The organism is Pseudonocardia bannensis (assembly GCF_012911875.1).
Classification (GTDB): domain Bacteria; phylum Actinomycetota; class Actinomycetes; order Mycobacteriales; family Pseudonocardiaceae; genus Pseudonocardia; species Pseudonocardia bannensis.
The window spans coordinates 1-18,083 of record NZ_JAAXKZ010000119.1; the positions used below are offsets into that span (position 1 = coordinate 1).

At 72.5% G+C, this 18,083-nt stretch carries 16 protein-coding genes; 3 read left to right on the forward strand and 13 right to left on the reverse strand.

The features are described from left to right. On the forward strand, positions 1-461 hold a 461-nt coding region (locus HF519_RS23970), incomplete at its 5' end, for an NAD-glutamate dehydrogenase domain-containing protein (protein ID WP_169415254.1). Between the two features lie 361 nt (positions 462-822). On the opposite strand, the gene HF519_RS33045 is transcribed toward HF519_RS23970, so the two are convergent. Further along, positions 823-2,133, reverse strand: coding sequence for an ATP-binding protein (locus HF519_RS33045; RefSeq protein ID WP_312860312.1), 1,311 nt, complete (start codon positions 2,131-2,133; stop codon positions 823-825). Between the two features lie 138 nt (positions 2,134-2,271). Here HF519_RS33045 and HF519_RS23980 point away from each other — a divergent pair, with 138 nt between their 5' ends. Then, positions 2,272-2,961, forward strand: a complete 690-nt coding sequence (locus HF519_RS23980; protein ID WP_169415256.1) for an SDR family NAD(P)-dependent oxidoreductase — start codon at positions 2,272-2,274, stop codon at positions 2,959-2,961. 275 nt (positions 2,962-3,236) lie between these two features. Here HF519_RS23980 and atpA read toward each other — a convergent pair whose 3' ends face one another. The 3 genes from atpA to HF519_RS23995 all read right to left on the reverse strand — a co-directional run bounded on the left by atpA (position 3,237) and on the right by HF519_RS23995 (position 5,878). After that, positions 3,237-4,883, reverse strand: a complete 1,647-nt coding sequence (gene atpA / locus HF519_RS23985) for a F0F1 ATP synthase subunit alpha (RefSeq protein WP_169415257.1) — start codon at positions 4,881-4,883, stop codon at positions 3,237-3,239. Between the two features lie 39 nt (positions 4,884-4,922). After that, positions 4,923-5,303: a DUF2267 domain-containing protein gene (locus HF519_RS23990; RefSeq protein ID WP_169415258.1), complete on the reverse strand. Its 381-nt coding sequence runs from the start codon at positions 5,301-5,303 to the stop codon at positions 4,923-4,925. A 104-nt stretch (positions 5,304-5,407) separates the two neighbouring features. Further along, positions 5,408-5,878 (reverse strand): hypothetical protein, encoded by a 471-nt coding sequence (locus HF519_RS23995; protein ID WP_169415259.1) that lies wholly within the window; start codon positions 5,876-5,878, stop codon positions 5,408-5,410. A gap of 155 nt (positions 5,879-6,033) precedes the next feature. On the opposite strand from HF519_RS23995, the gene HF519_RS24000 reads away from it, so the two are divergent. Beyond that, the gene (locus HF519_RS24000) at positions 6,034-7,827 is read left to right on the forward strand and encodes a thiamine pyrophosphate-requiring protein (protein WP_169415260.1); all 1,794 of its coding nucleotides are present in this window, start codon (positions 6,034-6,036) and stop codon (positions 7,825-7,827) included. A 54-nt stretch (positions 7,828-7,881) separates the two neighbouring features. Here HF519_RS24000 and HF519_RS24005 read toward each other — a convergent pair whose 3' ends face one another. The 9 genes from HF519_RS24005 to HF519_RS24040 form a co-directional block, all read right to left on the reverse strand. Then, on the reverse strand, positions 7,882-8,877 hold the full coding sequence (locus HF519_RS24005) for an NADPH:quinone oxidoreductase family protein (RefSeq protein ID WP_169415261.1): 996 nt from the start codon (positions 8,875-8,877) through the stop codon (positions 7,882-7,884). 46 nt (positions 8,878-8,923) lie between these two features. Beyond that, positions 8,924-10,582 (reverse strand): class I adenylate-forming enzyme family protein, encoded by a 1,659-nt coding sequence (locus tag HF519_RS24010; RefSeq protein ID WP_211170495.1) that lies wholly within the window; start codon positions 10,580-10,582, stop codon positions 8,924-8,926. Positions 10,583-10,631: 49 nt separating this feature from the next. Continuing rightward, positions 10,632-11,621, reverse strand: a complete 990-nt coding sequence (locus HF519_RS24015; protein WP_211170496.1) for an asparaginase — start codon at positions 11,619-11,621, stop codon at positions 10,632-10,634. Continuing rightward, positions 11,618-12,574 (reverse strand): polysaccharide deacetylase family protein, encoded by a 957-nt coding sequence (locus HF519_RS33050; RefSeq protein WP_211170497.1) that lies wholly within the window; start codon positions 12,572-12,574, stop codon positions 11,618-11,620. The genes HF519_RS24015 and HF519_RS33050 overlap by 4 nt, the downstream gene beginning before the upstream one ends. Then, a complete protein-coding gene (locus tag HF519_RS24020; RefSeq protein WP_169415263.1) occupies positions 12,567-13,499 on the reverse strand; it encodes a polysaccharide deacetylase family protein in 933 nt (310 codons plus the stop codon). Before HF519_RS24020 ends, HF519_RS33050 begins: the two co-directional genes overlap by 8 nt. A gap of 1 nt (position 13,500) precedes the next feature. After that, positions 13,501-14,004, reverse strand: coding sequence for a (2Fe-2S)-binding protein (locus HF519_RS24025; protein ID WP_169415264.1), 504 nt, complete (start codon positions 14,002-14,004; stop codon positions 13,501-13,503). Then, a complete protein-coding gene (locus HF519_RS24030; protein WP_211170498.1) occupies positions 14,004-16,358 on the reverse strand; it encodes a xanthine dehydrogenase family protein molybdopterin-binding subunit in 2,355 nt (784 codons plus the stop codon). Before HF519_RS24030 ends, HF519_RS24025 begins: the two co-directional genes overlap by 1 nt. Further along, entirely contained in the window at positions 16,355-17,227 is an 873-nt protein-coding gene (locus HF519_RS24035; protein ID WP_169415265.1) for an FAD binding domain-containing protein, read from the reverse strand. Before HF519_RS24035 ends, HF519_RS24030 begins: the two co-directional genes overlap by 4 nt. A gap of 95 nt (positions 17,228-17,322) precedes the next feature. After that, positions 17,323-18,083: hypothetical protein (locus tag HF519_RS24040; RefSeq protein WP_211170499.1), on the reverse strand; the 761-nt coding region annotated here is incomplete at its 5' end.

Here is an 18,083-nt window from a genome sequence, read left to right on the forward strand (position 1 = left end):
CCACCGCGGTGTTCGAGCTGCCCGCGCTGTGGGCCGCCGCCCGCTCGGTCGAGGTGCCGATCGCGGTCGCCGACCGGATCATCCTCGACTCGCGGCGGCTGCTCGACCGGGCCTCCCGCTGGTTCCTCACCCACCGGCCGCGGCCACCGTCGGTGACGGAGGAGATCACGCGCTTCGCGCCGCCGGTGCGCAGGCTGGCGCCCCGGCTGCCCGAGCTGCTGCGCGGCCGAGAGGCCCAGGAGGTCGTCGACCGTGCCGGGGAACTGGCGGGACGAGGCGTGCCGGCGGCACTGGCACTGCGGTCGGCGGCGCTGCTGCACGGTGTCGGGCTGCTCGACGTCGTCGAGGTGGCCGAACCGGCCGGTCGCGATCGGGCCCGCCTCCCGGTCGAGGAGGTCGCCGAGCTGTACTACGCGCTGTCCGAGCGACGCTGGTCGTCGCCTGCAGCCGGTGCCGGCTAGCTAGAGCCCGGAGCAGCCGGGGCGGTTCGGGCGGCCAGGCGGCGACGCCGGTAACGGCCCGGCTTCCCACGGCCGCGTCCCACCCGGTGGTGCTCCAGATGAGGTCGAGCAGGCTGACCACGGTCCACAGCGGGAACTGCCGGCTGATCGCCGCGATGTCACGGTCGGCGAGCAGGTCCCTGGCCGACCTCGAACGGCACGCGCCGGTGCTGACCGAGATCGGGCCGGTCGGGATCGGTACCCGGCCGGCGACGGCGGCAGCACCAGCGGCGGGGGCGCGGTTCGCCGAGTTCGCCGAGACCCGGGGCGACAGAGGCCTACGGCTGTGTCGACATGGGCGGCCGGCCAGGAGGCACGCCGGTCAGAGTCGGGCGATCGCGGAGATGTCCTGCTCGAACTCTTCGACGATCGCCGGGGTGACCGTGGCCCGGGTGTGCTCGATCGCATGGAGGTAGTCCTCCGTGCAGGGACCGGGACTCGTCTGTGCCGGTGAGCCGCCGCTTCCGTAGACGGCGGCCTCCAGCGCTCGCTGGGACGCCTTCCGCGCGGCGAACTCGATGTCGGCGGGGGTGAACAGCTCGGACGCCGCGACGAGGGTCGACAGGTCGATCCCACCGAGTACCGCCGGGGGGATGTACTGGCGCCAGATGGCGGCGCGTGCGGTCTCGTCGGGCGGGCCGATCGGGATGACGTAGTCGAAGCGTCCGTGCCGGAGGAACGCCGGGTCGAGAGCGCGGATGAAGTTGGTCGCGCAGACGAGCAACCGTCCTTCCCGCTCCCGGAACGCCGGAATGATCTTGAGCAGCTCATTGGTGACGCTCTGCAGGGGCGAGGGTGGATCGCCGCCGCGCTGACGCGCGATCTCCTCCACCTCGTCGATGAACACGACCACGTGCTCCAGTTCGGCGATGCTGGTGAACGTCTCCCGCAGCGCCGCCGCCAGGCCCCCCGGCTCCGCCGCCAGGCGGGAGGGGAACACCTCGACGAAGGGCCAGCGCAACCGGGACGCCACCGCCTTGGCGAACGTCGTCTTCCCGGTGCCCGGCGGGCCGAACAGCATCACCGACCGCGGGGGACGGACCCCGAAGCTCTCGGCCAGGTCGGGCTGGGACAGCGGGAGCACGAGGCGGCGCTCGATCAACTCCTTCTCCCGCTGCATGCCGGCCAGCGCCTCCCAGAGCCCGGCCCGCATCACCCGGCCGCCCAGCTCCCCGAGCCGGCTCACGTCCTGGGGTTGCAGCGGCACGAGACGCTCGAAGTAGACGAGCTCGCGGGCCTCGTAACCGCAGCTCTTGAACGCCGCTCCGCCCGTCTCGCCGTCCGGGAGCATCGCCGACAGGCGGCGGATGCCGCGGTCGGTCAGCCGCTTCTCGGTCTCGATCAGCATCGCGCTGCCCAGCCCCCGGTCGCGCCAGTCCGACGCAATGGCCAGCAGCACGATCCATCCGCGGTCACCGTGGATCCGGGTCACCGCCGTGCCCACGACGGCGTCGCCCACGGTGGCCACGACGGCCAGGCCACCGTCGCGAACCGTTCCGAGCACCTCGGCGAGACCGTGCACCGGCCGGTCGCCGGTGGCCTGCGACTCCTCCCAGATCCGCACGATCTGGTCGAGGTCGTCGTCGTGGTACTCGCGGACGCGCCACATCGTCATCTCGGTTCCCCTCCTCACCGAGCCCGGCGATGCGCGCGAGGTCGGGCTGCGGCCGAGTAGACCACGCCGGGTGGGGTCCGTCGATCCCCGTCACCTCGTCCGGTCTGCGGGGCGGGGTGGTTCCCCCGGGGCCGTCCGAGGCTCCAGCATGGGCGCATGGTTTCTGCGGTGGTGGTGACGGGGGCGGCGGGCGCGCTGGGCCGGGCGGTGCTGTCGGAGTTGCGGGCGCGGGGCGTGAAGACCGTCGTCGCGCTCGACCGGCCGAGCGCGGCTCTGGACGAGGTGGGGCGGGCCGAGGGCGTCCACGCCATCGCCGTCGACCTGGCTGACCGGGACGCGGTGCGGGCCGCGTGGGAGCGGATCGACGAGATCGACGGGGCCACCCCGGACGCGCTGGTCGCCGTGGCCGGGGGGTTCGTGCCGGGCACGCTCGCGGACCTGGACGAGACGACCATCGACGGGTTGTGGCACACCAACGTGGGCTCGCTGCTGTGGTGCGCCCAGGCGGCGGCCTCGCGGATGGCGTCGTCGGGTGGGGGGTCGATCGTCACGGTGGGGTCCAAGACCGCGGTGAGCGGCAGGGCTCCGGTGGCGCACGCGGCCACGAAGGCGGCGGTCGTGCGAGTGACCGAGCTGCTCGCCGACGAGCTGCGCGGCTCGGGGATCCGGGTCAACGCCGTGCTGCCGTCGGTGATCGACACTCCGGCGAACCGGACCTGGATGTCGGACGACCTGGCCGCCCGGGCGGTACCTCCGGCTGCGATCGCGAAGGTGATCGCCTTCCTGATCGGCGACGACGCGTGGCCGATCAGTGGAGCGAAGATCCCGGTGTACGGCGACGCGTGACGAGCGGGCCGGCGGGCTGGGCGTACTCCTCCAGCAGCATCCACCGGTACTCGCCGGGGAGCTGCGCGACGACGTCGAGAGCTCCTCGTCGCCGATCGATTCGTGCAGCGCGGCGAGTACGGCCCGGGCGTCTCGCAGCGCGATGTCCCGGTCGACGTGCTCCCGCTTCGCGATCTCCGCCAGGAAGTCGTCCAGTGACATTGGTCTGCCCCGGCCACCGCCTGGTCCAGCAGCGGCTGGAAGCCGAACTCCGGGTAATGCAGCTCCGCCGCTCCTCAGCTCGCGGCCGGGGCCGGTCTGTCGACCCGGACCGACTCGCGCTCCTCTTCGCCCTCGTCCATCTTCGCCACGACCTCCTCCGGGACCACCGACGAACCGTCCGACGTCCGGAACTGCTTCATGAACTCCTCCACCAGACCCTTGAGCCGGTCGACGGTCTCGTCGGTGAGCTTGCCGGTGTCCCGGATCTCGGCGAGGACACCGGGGTGCCGGTGCCGCAGGTGGTCGAGGAAGTCCTTCTCGAAACGGCCGATGTCCTCGACGGGCACCGTGTCCAGCGCACCGGATGTCCCGAGCCAGATGGCGACGACCTCCTCCTCGACCGGGTACGGCGAGAAGCGGGGCTGCTTGAGCAGTTCGACCAGGCGTGCGCCGCGGTCCAGCGCCCTGCGTGAGGTCGGGTCGAGGTCGGAGCCGAAGGCGGCGAAGGACTCCAGCTCGCGGTACTGCGACAGGTCCAGCCGCAGCGATCCCGAGACCTGCTTCATCGCCTTGATCTGTGCCGCACCACCGACCCGGGACACCGAGATACCGACGTTGATCGCCGGCCGGACCCCCTGGTTGAACAGGTCGGACTCCAGGAACACCTGACCGTCGGTGATCGAGATGACGTTGGTCGGGATGTAGGCCGACACGTCGTTGGCCTTCGTCTCGATGATCGGCAACCCGGTCATCGACCCCGCACCCAGCTCGTCGGACAGCTTCGCGCACCGCTCCAGCAGCCGCGAGTGCAAGTAGAAGACATCGCCCGGGTAGGCCTCACGACCCGGCGGGCGACGCAGCAACAGCGAGATCGCCCGGTAGGCCTCGGCCTGCTTGGACAGGTCGTCGAACACGATCAGCACGTGCTTGCCCTGGTACATCCAGTGCTGGCCCAGCGCGCTCCCGGTGTAGGGCGCGAGCCACTTGAACCCGGCCGGGTCGGACGCGGGCGCCGAGACGATGGTCGTGTAGGGCAGCGAGCCCGCGTCGTCCAGTGAGCGCCGGACGTCGGCGACGGTCGAGCCCTTCTGACCGATCGCGACGTAGATGCAGCGGACCTGCTGCTCGGGGTCGCCGGTCTCCCAGTTCTGCTTCTGGTTGATGATCGTGTCCACGCAGACCGCGGTCTTCCCGGTCTTGCGGTCACCGATGATCAGCTGCCGCTGCCCGCGGCCGATCGGGGTCATCGCGTCGATCGCCTTGATCCCGGTCTGCAGCGGCTCGCTCACGCTCTGCCGCTCGACCACCGACGCGGCCTGCAGTTCGAGCAGACGCTGGGTCTCGGCCTCGATGTCACCGAGCCCGTCGATCGGGGCGCCCAGCGGGTCGATCACGCGACCCAGGAAGGCGTCGCCGACCGGGACGGACAACACGTCGTCGGTGCGCTTGACCGGCTGTCCCTCCTCGATGCCGGCGTAGTCGCCCAGGATGACCGCACCGATCTCGCGCTGATCCAGGTTCAGCGCGACGCCCAGCACGCCGCCCTCGAACTCCAGCAGCTCGTTGGTCATCACCGACGGCATGCCCTCGACGTGGGCGATGCCGTCACCGGTGTCGGAGACGGTGCCGACCTCCTCGCGGGAGGTCTCGGTCTCCAGCGACGAGACGTAGCTGGAGATCGCACTCCGGATCTCCTCCGGGGAGATCGTCAGCTCTGTCATGGCGGTCGCCCGTTCCCTTCTCCACCGCAGGCGTGGCGGCTACGCCGTCTGCCGGAGCATCTCTTCGAACTCGCGGGGCAGCTGCGCCAACGCGTCCCGGAACTCCTTGTCGCCGACGGCCTCCCGCAGCGTCACCAGGACCGCGCGGACGGCGTCGACGTCCACCCGACCGGCGTCACCCGCTCGCGAACGCACCCGCCCGACGAACGCCGGCAGCCCGTAGCTCACGGCGGGCTTCTGAACGGACCGCTGCAGGTCGGTCCGCAGCGGCGGAGGAACGAGCGCGGCGAGGTCGTCGGCCTCGCCACCGCTGAGGCGTTCGCCCAGGGTCTCGAGCGTGGCCCGGGCGAGGCGTGTCGCCTCCTCGGGGGACACCCCCGCGCGTTCCGACACCTTCCGGACGAATTCCTCGTAGGTCATGGTCCCTGTCCTCCCGCTCCGCGGCAGCGCCGCCAACCGTGCGGGCCTCGTGTAACCGTGGGGCACGGGGTTACACCGATTCTTCGGCCGGATCTTCGCGCCGATCAGGCGTCGGGGCGCCGCTGCGCGGGTCGCTCGGTGCCGATCCGGCTCCGGGTGGAGAGGCGTTGGGCGATCCGGTGAGCCAGAACGGGGTTGCCCAGAACCACGACCGCCACGCCGAGGGTCAGCAGCACGAGCAGCGCCACCTGGCGGTTGCTCAGGCCGTGGCCGATGGCGGCGGTCCATTCCTCCACACCGATGGCGACCCCCGTGTAGACGACGATCACCATGCCGAGCGCGTACAGGACCACCAGCGGTGTGGGGTGCGCGGTCGCCGCGGAGGCGACGGCCCCGGGCACGACGGAGATGACGAAGAGGGCGACCAGCAACAGCGAGCCGGCAATGCTGAACGCGGGGGTGCGACCGGCGGCGAGGACGAACAGACGCACGAGCACCCGGACCGTGACGCCGCACGTGACGCCGGAGACGAGCGCGGCGGTGAAACCGGCGACGAGGACTCTGGCGACACTCACCGGTATGAGGTCCTGCGTGGCACCGCGCACGCGGAGCAAGGTTTCGCCTCCGATCGACCGTCGTCAAGGTTCTTCCGTTCGCGACCGGATGGCGGAGGCGTTTGCGGGGCAATACGACGAGGTAGGCATCCGGGGAGCGACCCTGAGGAGGCGCCATGGCGGCCACCGTCGGTGACGAGGTTCTGTCGCGTCTGCGCGAGTGGGGGGTCGAGCAGGTCTTCGGCTACCCCGGCGACGGGATCAACGGCATCGTGACGGCCTTCGGCCGCGCGGACGACCGGCCGCGGTTCATCCAGTCCCGGCACGAGGAGATGTCGGCGTTCCAAGCGGTCGGCTACGCGAAGTTCAGCGGGCGGGCCGGGGTGTGCCTGGCGACCTCGGGCCCCGGGGCGATCCACCTGCTCAACGGCCTCTACGACGCCAAGCTCGACCACGTCCCGGTGGTCGCGATCGTGGGTCAGACCGAGCGCAGCGCGATGGGCGGGGCCTATCAGCAGGAGGTCGATCTCCAGCAGCTGTACTCCGACGTCGCGAGCGACTACCTCGTCGAGGTCAACGTCGCCCAGCAGCTCCCGAACGCGATCGACCGGGCCTTCCGCACCGCACTCTCGCGCCGCGCGCCGACCGCGGTGATCATCCCGGGCGACGTGCAGGAGGAGAGGTACACACCGCCGGCGCACGCGTTCAAGCAGGTGCCGTCCAGCCCGCCGGGGCTGGCCGCACCGACCGCGGTCCCGCCGGAGGCGGAGATCGCCCGAGCGGCCGAGGTGCTCAACTCCGGGTCCAAGGCGGCCATCCTGGTCGGGCAGGGCGCCCGCGGCGCCGCTGCCGAGGTGGAGGACGCTGCGGCGGTCATGGGCGCCGGGGTGGCGAAGGCGCTGCTGGGCAAGGACGTGCTGTCCGACGACCTGCCGTTCGTCACCGGTGCGATCGGGCTGCTCGGCACCCGGCCCAGCTACGAGCTGATGCGCGACTGCGACACGCTGCTCATCGTCGGATCGAACTTCCCGTACTCGCAGTTCCTGCCCGAGTTCGGCCGGGCTCGTGCGGTGCAGATCGACATCGACGGTTCCCTGATCGGAATGCGCTACCCGACCGAGGTCAATCTGGTCGGTGACGCCGCGGCCACGCTGCGGGCGTTGCTGCCGCGCCTCGCCGGCCCCACCGACCGCGCGTGGCGGGAGCGGATCGAGGACAACGTCGCCGCCTGGTGGCGGACGATGGAGCAGCAGGCGATGCTCGACGCCGACCCGGTCAACCCGATGCGGGTGGTCTGGGAGCTCTCCGAGCGGCTGCCCGAAGACGCCGTCGTCACGGCCGACTCCGGCTCGGCGGCCAACTGGTACGCCCGGTTCCTGCGCGTCCGTGGCCGGGTCCGTGGCTCGCTGTCCGGGACGCTCGCGAGCATGGGGTGCGCGGTGCCCTACGCGATCGGGGCCAAGTTCGCGCAGCCGGACCGGCCCGCGATCGCGATCACCGGCGACGGCGCGATGCAGATGAACGGGCTCGCCGAGCTCATGACGATCAGCCGTTACGCCGACCGCTGGGCGGACCCGCGCTGCGTGGTGTGCGTGCTGCACAACAACGACCTCAACCAGGTCACCTGGGAGCTGCGCGCGATGGGCGGAGCCCCCAGGTTCGACGAGTCCCAGCGTCTGCCCGACGTCTCCTACGCCGACCTCGCCCGCGGCATGGGCGTGGAGGGCATCGCGGTGCGCTCGCCCGACGAGCTCGGCCCGGCCTGGGAGCGCGCGCTGTCCGCCGACCGGCCGGTGCTGATCGATGCGATCTGCGACCCCGAGGTTCCGCCGATCCCGCCGCACGCCACCCTCGAACAGGCGAAGTCGATACTCGAGGCCGTGCTCAAGGGCGATGAGGGCGGCCTGCACCTGGTGGCCCAGGGCCTGCGGACCAAACTGCAGGAGTTCCTCCCGGGCCGGCGCCGGTGACGGGGTCGCCCCTCCGCGATGCGCCGTGCCCCAGGTGCGGCCGTCCACCACCTGCTACGCGGTGGGCAGCAGTACCTGCCGGCTGGTGGCCCCACCCTCCGCCACCGTCCGGAAGGCCGTCTTCCACTCCGTCAGCGGGACGGCGGTGCTCGGCGGTGCCGTCACCAGCCCCTGCTCGTAGAACGCGAAGACCTCGCGGTAGCACTCGGCGACCAGTTCGGGCAGCCGCTTGCGGTAGTCGCTGATCTGCAGGCCGGAGATCTCGATGTTCTTGAGCAGCGGGTAGTTGGCCTTCAGTACCGGGATGCGGCCGGCCGCGAACCCGATCACGACGAGGCGCCCCCGCCAGGTCAGCGAGCGAACCGCCCCGTCGAACGGGTCGCCGCCGAGCGGGTCGATGACGACGTCGACGCCCTGACCGTCCGTGGCTGCGAGCACCTGCTCGCGGACCGCGTTGCGCAGGTCGGGCCGGGACAGGTCCACCATCGCGTGCGCACCGGCGGCCGCGGCCGCCGCGAACCGCTCCGGACGCGAGACCCCGGCCAGCACCAGCCGCGCGCCCATGGCCCGGGCGAGCTGCACGGCGGCGAGACCGACCGCGCCGGTCGCGCCGAGCACGAGGACGGTCTCGCCCGGCCGGATGCGGGCCCGATCGCGCAGGGCCATCCAGGCGGTGTCGAACCCCAGCGACATCGACGCGGCGTCGACGAACGACAGCGCGTCCGGTAGCCGATAGACCTGCCGGTGGTCGACGGCCACCAGCTCGGCGTAGCCGCCGTACTCGGCCATGGCCAGCACCCGGTCGCCCGGCGCGAGGCCGTGCACCCCCACACCGACCGCGCGCACCACACCGCTCGGTCCCTTGCCGGGGACATAGGGCAGCGTGGGCTTGAACTGGTACTCGCCGCGGAAGGTCACGAGGTCCACGTAGTTGACCGGCGCCGCCCGGACCTCCACCAGGACCTCGCCCTCGCCGGGGCGCGGGTCCTCCCGCTCCTCGACACCGGCCTTGTCGAGGTTGCCGAACTCGTGGACCGTCACCGCACGCACTGCCGTCGTTCCTTCCGTCGGGTACCGATGATGTGGGGGCCGGAGGTCACGCGCGGGCCGCCGGGGTGAAGCGGACCGGGGAAGGCGTCACCCGGCCCTCGTCGACCCACTCGACGAGACGGCGCTTGAGGATCTTCCCGGAGGGCATGAGCGGGATGTCGTCGAGCGCGATGAAGTACTCCGGCATGTCGAACTTGGACAGGCCGGACGCGTCGAGGTGGCGGAGCAGTTGGTCGGCGTCCACCTGCTGGTCGGGCATCGGCTTGATCACCAGGCAGACCCGCTCGCCCAGCCGCTCGTCGGGTACTCCGATGACGGCGGCCTTGTCCACCGCGTCGTGGCGCATCGCGAAGTTCTCGATCTTGGCAGGGAAGATGTTGTGCCCGCCGCGGATGATGACGTCCTTCTTGCGGCCCGTGATCCGCAGGTAGCCGGCCTCGTCCATCCAGCCGAGGTCGCCGGTCATGAACCAGCCGTCGGCGTTGAACGCGTTCTCGGTGGCCGCCTGGTCGTCGAAGTAGCCGAGCATGAGGGACGCGCCGCGGGCACCGATCTGCCCGACCTCCCCGGGCGGAAGCACCTGCTCCGGGTCCTCCCGGGAGAAGATCGCCACCTCGTACCCCGCGCAGGCCCGGCCCGAGCTCTCCACGATCAGAGCCGGGTCGTCGTCCGGGACGGTGTAGTGGTGCGACCCCGCCTCGGTCATGCCGTAGCCGCTCTGCGGGACGATGCCGAGGTCCAGCAGGCCCTGCGCGACGACCGGCGGCACCGGGGCGCCGGAGACCCGGAACCCGCGCACCGACGGCAGCCCGGTGCCGGGCCGCTCGCGCAGCTCCGCCAGCAGGTCGATGGCGTGGGTGGGAACCCCGAACACGAACGTCGCGCCGACCTCGCGCAACCGGTCGGCGAGGCTCTCGCCGCGCGGCAGGTCGTGCACCACGAACTCGCCGCCCCCGGTCAGGGTCATGATCATGGCGCCGAGGCCGAGGTTGTGGCTCAGCGGGGACAGCGAGTAGACGCACATCCCCGCGTCCAGCGACCAGTCGGTGGCCATGGCCCGCGCGGGTGCGAGCAGGGTGTTGTCGGAGTGCATGACCCCCTTGGGCGCTCCGGTGGTACCCGAGGTGAAGGCCAGGTAGACGATCGTGTTGGGGTCGGTGCGGATCGGCGCGTCCGCCGCCGGTGCGGGCAGGTCGGGGAGGACGGCCGCCGTCCCGTCCCGCGGCGGCAGCGCGAGCACCAGCCGCAGCCCCGCGAGCCCGCGAACCTCGGCGAACACGTCGTGGCGGTCCGCGTCGGCCCCGTACCCGGCCTCGGCGATCAGCGCCGCCGCGCGCATCCGCGTCAGCAGTTCGACGATCTCGCCCACGGTGTGGTCGCGGTGCAGCGACGGGCAGGCGACATAGCCGTTGCGCGAGCAGGCCAGCAGGGCCACCGCAGTCTCGATGCGGCTGGGCAGCCACACCGCGACGCGCTGGCCGGGGCGGACCCGGTGCCCGTGCAGCGTGGCGGCCAACCGGTCGGCGGCGTCGACGAGCTCGGCGTAGGTGAGCTGGCGATCCCGCTCGCGGACCGCGACCTTGCCCGGGGTGCGGTCGGCGTGCTCGCGGACGAGGGAGTAGATCGTGCTGTCGCGCCAGTGGCCGGCGGCCCGGAACGCCCGGATCCGCTCGTCGCTCAGCGAGGTCAGCATCGTGTTGATCATGTTCGTCTTCCTCTTCGGGGTGTCCGGCCGGGTCGCTGCCGCGTCGCCGCTACACCTGGTCAAACAGCTCCTGAAGCCGGTCGGGGTCGTCGGTGCGGGTCAGTCCGAGAGCCAGCAGCACCTTCGCCTTCCAGGGCTGGAGGTCGTCGGCGGCGACCAGCCCGCGGCGGGTGAGGCCGGGCGACCGCACGACGCGCCCGGACCCCACCCGGCTGCTCTGGCACACCACGACGCCCGCGGCCACGGCCCGGTCGAGTGCCTCGTCCTCGGCGGCCGTCGGCCGGCCGGCGCCGGTGCCCGCGCTGACGATGCCGCGGGCACCCGCGGCGACCGCCGCGTCGATCAGCGCGCCGTCGGCGCCCACATAGGACACGACGACGTCCACCCGGGGCAGCTCGGTCAGGCCGGCGACATCGAACTCGGCCTTCCCGGCCTCCGCCGGGCGGTGCCGCAGGACGACGCGGCCGTCGGCGTCGGCGACACCGAGCGGGCCGGTGTCGGGGGAGGCGAACGTGTGCACCCGGAACGTCGAGGTCTTCGTGACGTCACGGGCGGCGTGGATCGTGTCGTTCAGGACGACCAGCACGCCGTTGCCCCGGGCCTGCGGCGCGGCGGCGACCTGGACGCCGCGCAGCAGGTTCAGCGGCCCGTCCGCGCCCAGCGCCGAGGCCGGGCGCATCGCTCCGGCCAGCACGACGGGCTTGTCCGACCGAACGGTCAGCTGCAGGAAGAACGCCGTCTCCTCCAGGGTGTTCGTCCCGTGCGTGATCACCACGCCGTCGAACCGGCCGTCGAGCAGGCCCTGCACGGTTCGCGCCAGATCCAGCCAGTCCCCGCTGGTCAGGGCGTAGCTGGGTACCCGCCGGAAGGGAACCTGCTCGACCTCGGCGACCTCGCGCAGCTCCGGGATCGAGGTCAGCAGTTCGCCGTCGCCGAGCCGCTCGCGATTCTCGGTGTACCAGGCGAGGTCGAGTCGGGAGGTACCGACCGAGTCGATCGTGCCGCCGGTGGCGATCAGGGCGATGCGCGGCGGCGTCACGACCCGGCCTGCTCTCGGCAGTGGCCGACGATCGCGCCCGGCGTGGTGATCCAGACCCCGTCGAGGTCCCGGACGTGGCGGAGCACGGCCTCGACCGCGGCCGCTCGGAAGGCCTGCCCGGACACCCATGGATGCAGGTGCAGGGCGAGCACGCGGCCCGTGGTCGCACCCTCGGCGTGCAGCAGGTCGACGGCCTCGATCACGCTGCGCGCCCACACCTGCGGCGCCACCTGCCGCAGGAACATCGCGCTGAGGTCGCTGAGCTCCCAGGACAGCGGGAAGCTCCACAGGTCCCCGCCCGCCCCCGGGGCCGGGTACGGCTGCTCGTCGTTCGCCCAGTCCGCGAGATAGCCGACGCCGGCCTGCGCGAGCAACGCCGGGGTGCGGGCCGACTCGCCGTGCTCGGGTCCGAGCCAGCCCGCGGGCCGCACGCCGAGCGCCGCGTCGAGCCGGTCCAGGGTCGAGGCGATGTAGTGCCGTTCCTCGTCCTCGGTCATCGCGCTGCTGATCGGGCGGCTGGCGCTCAGGCCGCCGGCCAGCACCTCCCCGGCGGCGGGCAGCAAGTGCTCGGTCAGCGGGCGGTAGGCCTCGGCGGTGAGCACGTCGACGACGGCCGCCGGGGTGATGCCGACCTCCCGCAGGACGTCGAGCAGCCGGAACACCCCCACCCGGTGCCCGAACTCCCGGTGCGACATCCGCGGCACGTCCGGGTACGGCCCGATGCCGCGCCCGCCCGGCGGGCTGGGCACGACCGGGTTCCCCGGGTGCTCCCACTCGGTCGCTCCGATGTGCAGCACGACGCTGACCGCGAGCCGGGCGCCACTCGGCCAGCGCAGTGCGGGGCGCGCCGGCAGCGGGGCCCAGGGGAACCAGGCGTGGTCGTAGCCGGGCCGGGCCGGGGCGGTGGCCCGGTCGTCGATGACGTTCATGGCGGCACGGGCGAGCTCAGACACGGGTCGCCTCGCTGAGCGCCAGGTCGGCGTCGTAGTGGTGCTCGCGGTAGTGCGCCACGATGTCGGTGGCCGTGGCGATCCACGCGCCGTTGGCCCGCAGGTGCGCGAGCACCCGGTCCAGGCCCCCGACCCGGTGCGGCTGCCCGATCGAGAAGGGGTGCAGTGGCAGGCTCATCATCCGTCCGCCCTCCCGTGCGTCCTGGTGCAGCCGGTCGAACTGCGCGATGCAGTACTGCGCGTACTCCTCGCCCTCGACGTGCGAGCGCATCAGCAGCGGGGCGTCGTTGAGCTCGAAGCTGTAGGGCAGCGCGACCATCCGTGCGCCGCTCGTGGTCAGCAGCGGCGCCGGGCGCTCGTCGTGCACCCAGTCGGCGTGGTAGCTCATGCCGGCCTCGGCCATCAGGTCCGGCGTCCAGCCGTTGCCGGTGATGTTCGGCCCGAGCATCCCGCTGAAGCGCCGCCCGGTGTGGCGTTCGAGTACCGCGTTGCAGGTGCGCAGGAACTCGCGCTCCTGCTCGATGTCGAGGCCGGTGAGGTAGCGGGTGTTGTAGAGCCCGTGGCTCATGAACTCCCAGCCGCGCTCGGTCATCGCCGCGGCGATTTCCGGGTAGTGGTCGAGCACCGCGACGTTGAGCGAGGTCGTGCACGGGATCACGTGCCGGTCGAGCACCTCGAGCATCCGCCAGAACCCGACCCGGTTGCCGTAGTCGTGGTAGGCGAACTTGCGCACGTCCGGGTGCGGGGTGCGGGGGTAGGCGTCGACCGCACCGGGCGGGGGCAGGTACTCGTAGTGCTCGATGTTCGGCACCACCCAGACGGCCACCCGCGCGCCGCCGGGCCAGACGATCGGGGCCCGGTCGACGATCGGGGAGTACGGCAGCCGGTCGTGGATGGGGGCGAACGGTCGCTCGTGCGGGTAGGCCATGTCAGCCGCGCGCTCCGGCCCGGCTGCACGTGCGTGCTGCCGAGCATTCGCGGACGGCCTCCTTGATGGCCGCGTAGCACCCGCACCGGCACAGGTGGCCCTGCAGCCCGTCCTCGATGGCCTCGTCGTCGAGCGGGCCGTCGGTGCCGTCCAGCAGGGCCTGGCCGCTCATCAGGAAGCCCGGCGTGCAGAACGAGCACTGGAAGGCCTGCGAGGCGATGAACTGCTGCTGCAGGTCGGACAGCTCGCCGCCCTCCTCCAGGCCCTCGGCGGTCTGCACGGTACGCCCGTCGAGGGCGTACAGCGGCAGGATGCAGGCGCTGACCGGCTCGCCGTCGAGCAGCACGGTGCAGGTGCCGCACACGCCGATGCCGCAGGTCTCGCGCACGCTGAACAGCCCGTGGGCGCGCAGCGCGACGATCGCGGGTGTCGTGTCGGCGCCGGTGAGGACGGTGTACTCACCGTTGACCACGCAGGAGAAGGACTTCTCGTCGGTCCGGTCCATCAGGAGTTCCTCGCTTCCAGCACTCGTTCCGGCGTGATGGGCAGGGTGCGCACCGGCGCGCCGATGGCGGCGCGGACGGCGTTGCCGATCGCGGCGATCACCGGCGGCAGGGTGGTCTCGCCGAGGCCGTGGATCTCGGCCTCGCCCTCGTCCTCGAGAAACTCGACCTCGAGCTGCGCGGGCATGTCGCCCATCGCCGTGATCGAGTAGTCGGACAGGTTGGGGTTGGTGAGGATGCCCTCGTCGTAGACGAGCTCCTCGTACAGCGCGTGGCTGATACCGAACACGGTGCTGCCGTGCATCTGCAACCGGGCGAGCTTGGGGTTGACGACGCGGCCCGCGTGCGCGATCGAGTGCACGTGCCGGACGTAGACCTTCCCCGTCCCCAGATCGACCTCCACCTCGGCGGCGGCCGCCCCCTGGTGCCAGTGGTCGCTGGCGATGCCCTGGCCGGTCTCGGGGTCGAGCCCGCCGGAGGTGATGACCTCACCGTCGCCGCTGATGCTGCCGGTGCGGGTCCGGCGGAACACCTCGGGCACCGACATCCGTACGCCCGGGGATCCCTTGGCCACGACCTGCCCGTCGGCCAGCTCGAGATCGGTGGGGGAGACCTCGAGCAGATCGCCGGCGAGCTTCAGCAGCTTCTCGCGGATGACGTGGGCCGCGGAGGTGAGTGCCCCGCCCATCGCGCGGGTGGTCCGGCTGGAGCTGGTGGTCTGGTCGTAGGGCGTGTACTGGGTGTCGGGCTCGGTGACGTGCACCGCCGAGACCGGCAGCCCCAGCGGCTGCGCGGCGAGCTGGGCCAGGACGGTGTGCGCCCCCTGTCCCATCTCGACCGACGAGGTGAGCACCTGCAGGCTGCCGTCCGCGTCCAGGCGCATCGCCGCGTGCGAGGTGGACGGGGTGATCGTCGACTTGAGGATCACCGCGACGCCCTTGCCGCGGACGCGGTGCTCGTCGACCACCACACGCCGGTCGGTGTCGTAGTCGATCGCCTCGGCGGTGCGGTCGAGCAGCTCCCGCCAGTGCGCCTCGCGCATGATCTCGCCGGTGGCGAACCGCTCGCCCTCGGTGAGCAGGTTGCGGCGGCGGAACTCGACGGGGTCGATGCCCAGCGCCTCGGCCATCTCGTCCATCTGCTGCTCGTAGGCCCAGGCGGCCTGCGAGACGCCGTAGCCGCGATAGGCGCCCGCCGGCGGCAGGTTGGTGTAGACCGCGTAGGAGTCGATCCGGACGTTCGGGATCGCGTACGGGCCCGCGGTGCTGTACCCGCCGTTCTTGATCAGGCGCGGGCTGATGTCGGTGTAGGCGCCGGCGTCGAAGTAGACCTGTACGTCGCGGGCGAGCAGCTTGCCGTCGGAGGAGACGCCGGTGCGCATCCGGATCGTGGCGGCGTGCTTGGTGAGCGAGAGGAACTCCTCGTCGCGGGGCAGCACCAGCTTGACCGGCCGGCGCGCCTTCCAGGCCAGCGCGGCGGTGACCGGCTCGAACTTGGCGTAGGTCTTGCCGCCGTAGCCGCCGCCGATCGGCGGGACGATCACGCGCACCTTCGAGCTCGCCACGCCGAACATCTCGGCCAGGGTGTCCCGCACGGCGTACGGCGCCTGCGTCGAGGACGTCACGGTGAGCCGCTCGCCCTCGAAGCGCGCCAGCACCACGTGCGGTTCCATCGTGAGGTGCTGGACCGCGGGGCTGTGGTAGGTGTTGTCGAAGATGTGGTCGGCCGCGGCGAACCCCGCCTCGACGTCACCGGAGCGGAGCTGGAACTTCGTGCAGACGTTGCCCTCGCGGCCGTGGAACTTGATGTCGGCGTAGCTGGCCTCGCGCGGCAGCGGCGGCTTCTCGTGCACCAGCGGCGCGCCCTCGGCCAACGCCTCGGCCACCGAGCCGACAGCCGGCAGCGGCTCGTAGTCGACCTCGATCTCCAGCAGCGCGGCCGCCGCCTGCTCCTCGGTCTCGGCGGCCACGGCGGCGACCGGGTCACCGGCGAAGCGGACCTTCTCGCCGCACAGCACGGGCTGGTCCCGCAGCACCGCGCCGTAGTAGCGCGCCGGCGCGCCGGGCCGGTCGAAGTCGGCGGCGGTCAGCACCGCGACGACGCCCGGCATCTTCTCCGCCGCGCTGGTGTCGATCGAGCTGATCCGAGCGTGCGGCATCGGGCTGCGCAGCAACCGGGCGTGGGTCATCCCGGGGACGACCGCGTTCAGGGCGAAGTCGACCCGGCCGCTGACCCGCGCCCGCGCGCCGACCATGTCCACCGGCTGCCCGACGGTCGGGCCCGTCGCCACCGGGATGCTCCGGTTCGGATTGGGGATCCCGGCGCCCGCTGTGTTGTCGATGTTGTCCTGGATCACAGTCGGAACGCTCCGTTCTCGGTACCGGTGGAGGCGGTCTGCAGCGCCCGCCGGACGAGCTCCCCCGTCACGTGCTTGCGGTACGCCGCGGAACCCCGGGCGTCGCCGATGGGGGAGATGGCGGCGCTGTAGGCGGCCGCCACCTCGTCCCACGCGGTCTTGTCCGGCTTGGCCCCGCGGCAGGCCTCGGTGGCCGCGACCACCGTGAAGGGGGTGGCGGTGGCACCGGCGACCGCCACCCGGACGTCGGTGCAGCGCCCCGAGGAGTCGAGGTCGACGTGGGCGGCGACACCGACGCAGGGCCGGTCCTCCGCCGAGCGGCTGATGTACTTGAGGTAGGTCGTGCGCGCCGTCGGCGAAGGCCGGGGGATGCGGACCTCGGTGACGAGCTCACCGGGCTGCAGCACCGTCTGGTAGTAGTCCACCAGGAACTCCGACAGCGGGATCCACCGCTGCGTTCCGATGCCGACGACGTGCACCTCGCAGCCCAGGGTGGTCAGCACCGCGGGCGGGTCGGAGGCGTAGTCGGCCTCGCTCACACAGCCACCGATGGTCGCGCGCTGGCGGATCCGGTGGTTGGCGACCAGGCCGACCGCGGCGGACAGCGTGGGCAGCACCGTGGCGAGCTCTGCGGAACGCTCGATGCTGCGCAGGCTGACCAGGGCGCCGAGCCGGACGGCGTCGGGCTCCACGGTCACCCGGTCCAGTTCGGACAGCCGGTCGAGGGAGACGAGCTGCTCGGGCATGACCAGGCCGTTGCGCATCATCAGCATCAACGCCGTGCCGCCGGCGATGATCTTCGTGTCCTCGCCGCCGTCAGCCAGCAGGCGCAGGGTGTCGGCCGTGGTCTGTGGCCGGAGTACCTGCATCACCATCTCCTCCCGAGCGGGGTGCGCTCGTCGTCTTCACATCGGCTGCGACCCGTCGGCGGTCGCGATCGGGGGTGTTCGTCGGTCCCCATCGGTCAGCTCCTGCCCGCGGGCCGCAGCCGCGGCAGCCGGCGGAGCAGGGACGCCGCGACGGGCACCCGTCCGGGATCGACCAGGACGCCGTCGGCACCGGCCCGCAGCACCTCGGCAACCGACCCGTGCGGCACCGGCCCGGCCAGTACCGGCAGCTCCAGGCCGGCGTCGCGGATCTCGCCCACCGCGTGCGCGAGTAACGCCGCATCGATCTGGGGAGCGGCGCCGCGGTCGAGCACGACCGCCACCCCGTGAGCGGCCCCGGTGGACGCGACCCGCGCGCACAGCAGCGCGGACCACGGGGTCCCGGCCACCAGGAGCACCGGCCGTCCGGTGACGGTCGCCGCGCGCCGGCACAGCGCCGCCATCGCATCCGGATCGCCGACCGCGGACCCGCGGGGCGAGACGGCGACCGCGTCGGGAGCGTTCGGGCCGGGGACCCCGGCCGCGGCGAGCGCGGCGAGCAGTTCGTCGTCGCCGCCCGCGCGCACAGCCGCCACCCGTGGCACCCCGAGCGCGTCCGGCGTGCCGACCGGGCCCGCGGGCAGCCACACCGCGCCCAGCTCCGGGGTGTCCGCGATCCGCGCCAGGTCCGCCCGGCCCGCGGCCATGGCGATCCGGCGGCCACGGCGCACGAGCGCGCCGAGGGACTGGGCCGGGGTGCTCGCCACCGCGAGCCCCGACGGCGCGCCGGGCAGTGCAGCGGTGGGTTGGGCAGCGGTGGGTTGGGCAGCGGTGGGTTGGGCAGCGGTGGGTTGTGCAG

Bases quoted from the DNA above. Each gene is read 5' to 3' on its own strand.
- HF519_RS23980 (WP_169415256.1), top strand. From the start codon at position 2,272: ATGGTTTCTGCGGTGGTGGTGACGGGGGCGGCGGGCGCGCTGGGCCGG.
- atpA (WP_169415257.1), bottom strand. From the start codon at position 4,883: ATGACAGAGCTGACGATCTCCCCGGAGGAGATCCGGAGTGCGATCTCC.
- HF519_RS23990 (WP_169415258.1), bottom strand. From the start codon at position 5,303: ATGACCTACGAGGAATTCGTCCGGAAGGTGTCGGAACGCGCGGGGGTG.
- HF519_RS24000 (WP_169415260.1), top strand. From the start codon at position 6,034: ATGGCGGCCACCGTCGGTGACGAGGTTCTGTCGCGTCTGCGCGAGTGG.
- HF519_RS24010 (WP_211170495.1), bottom strand. From the start codon at position 10,582: ATGATCAACACGATGCTGACCTCGCTGAGCGACGAGCGGATCCGGGCG.
- HF519_RS24020 (WP_169415263.1), bottom strand. From the start codon at position 13,499: ATGGCCTACCCGCACGAGCGACCGTTCGCCCCCATCCACGACCGGCTG.
- HF519_RS24025 (WP_169415264.1), bottom strand. From the start codon at position 14,004: ATGGACCGGACCGACGAGAAGTCCTTCTCCTGCGTGGTCAACGGTGAG.
- HF519_RS24035 (WP_169415265.1), bottom strand. From the start codon at position 17,227: ATGCAGGTACTCCGGCCACAGACCACGGCCGACACCCTGCGCCTGCTG.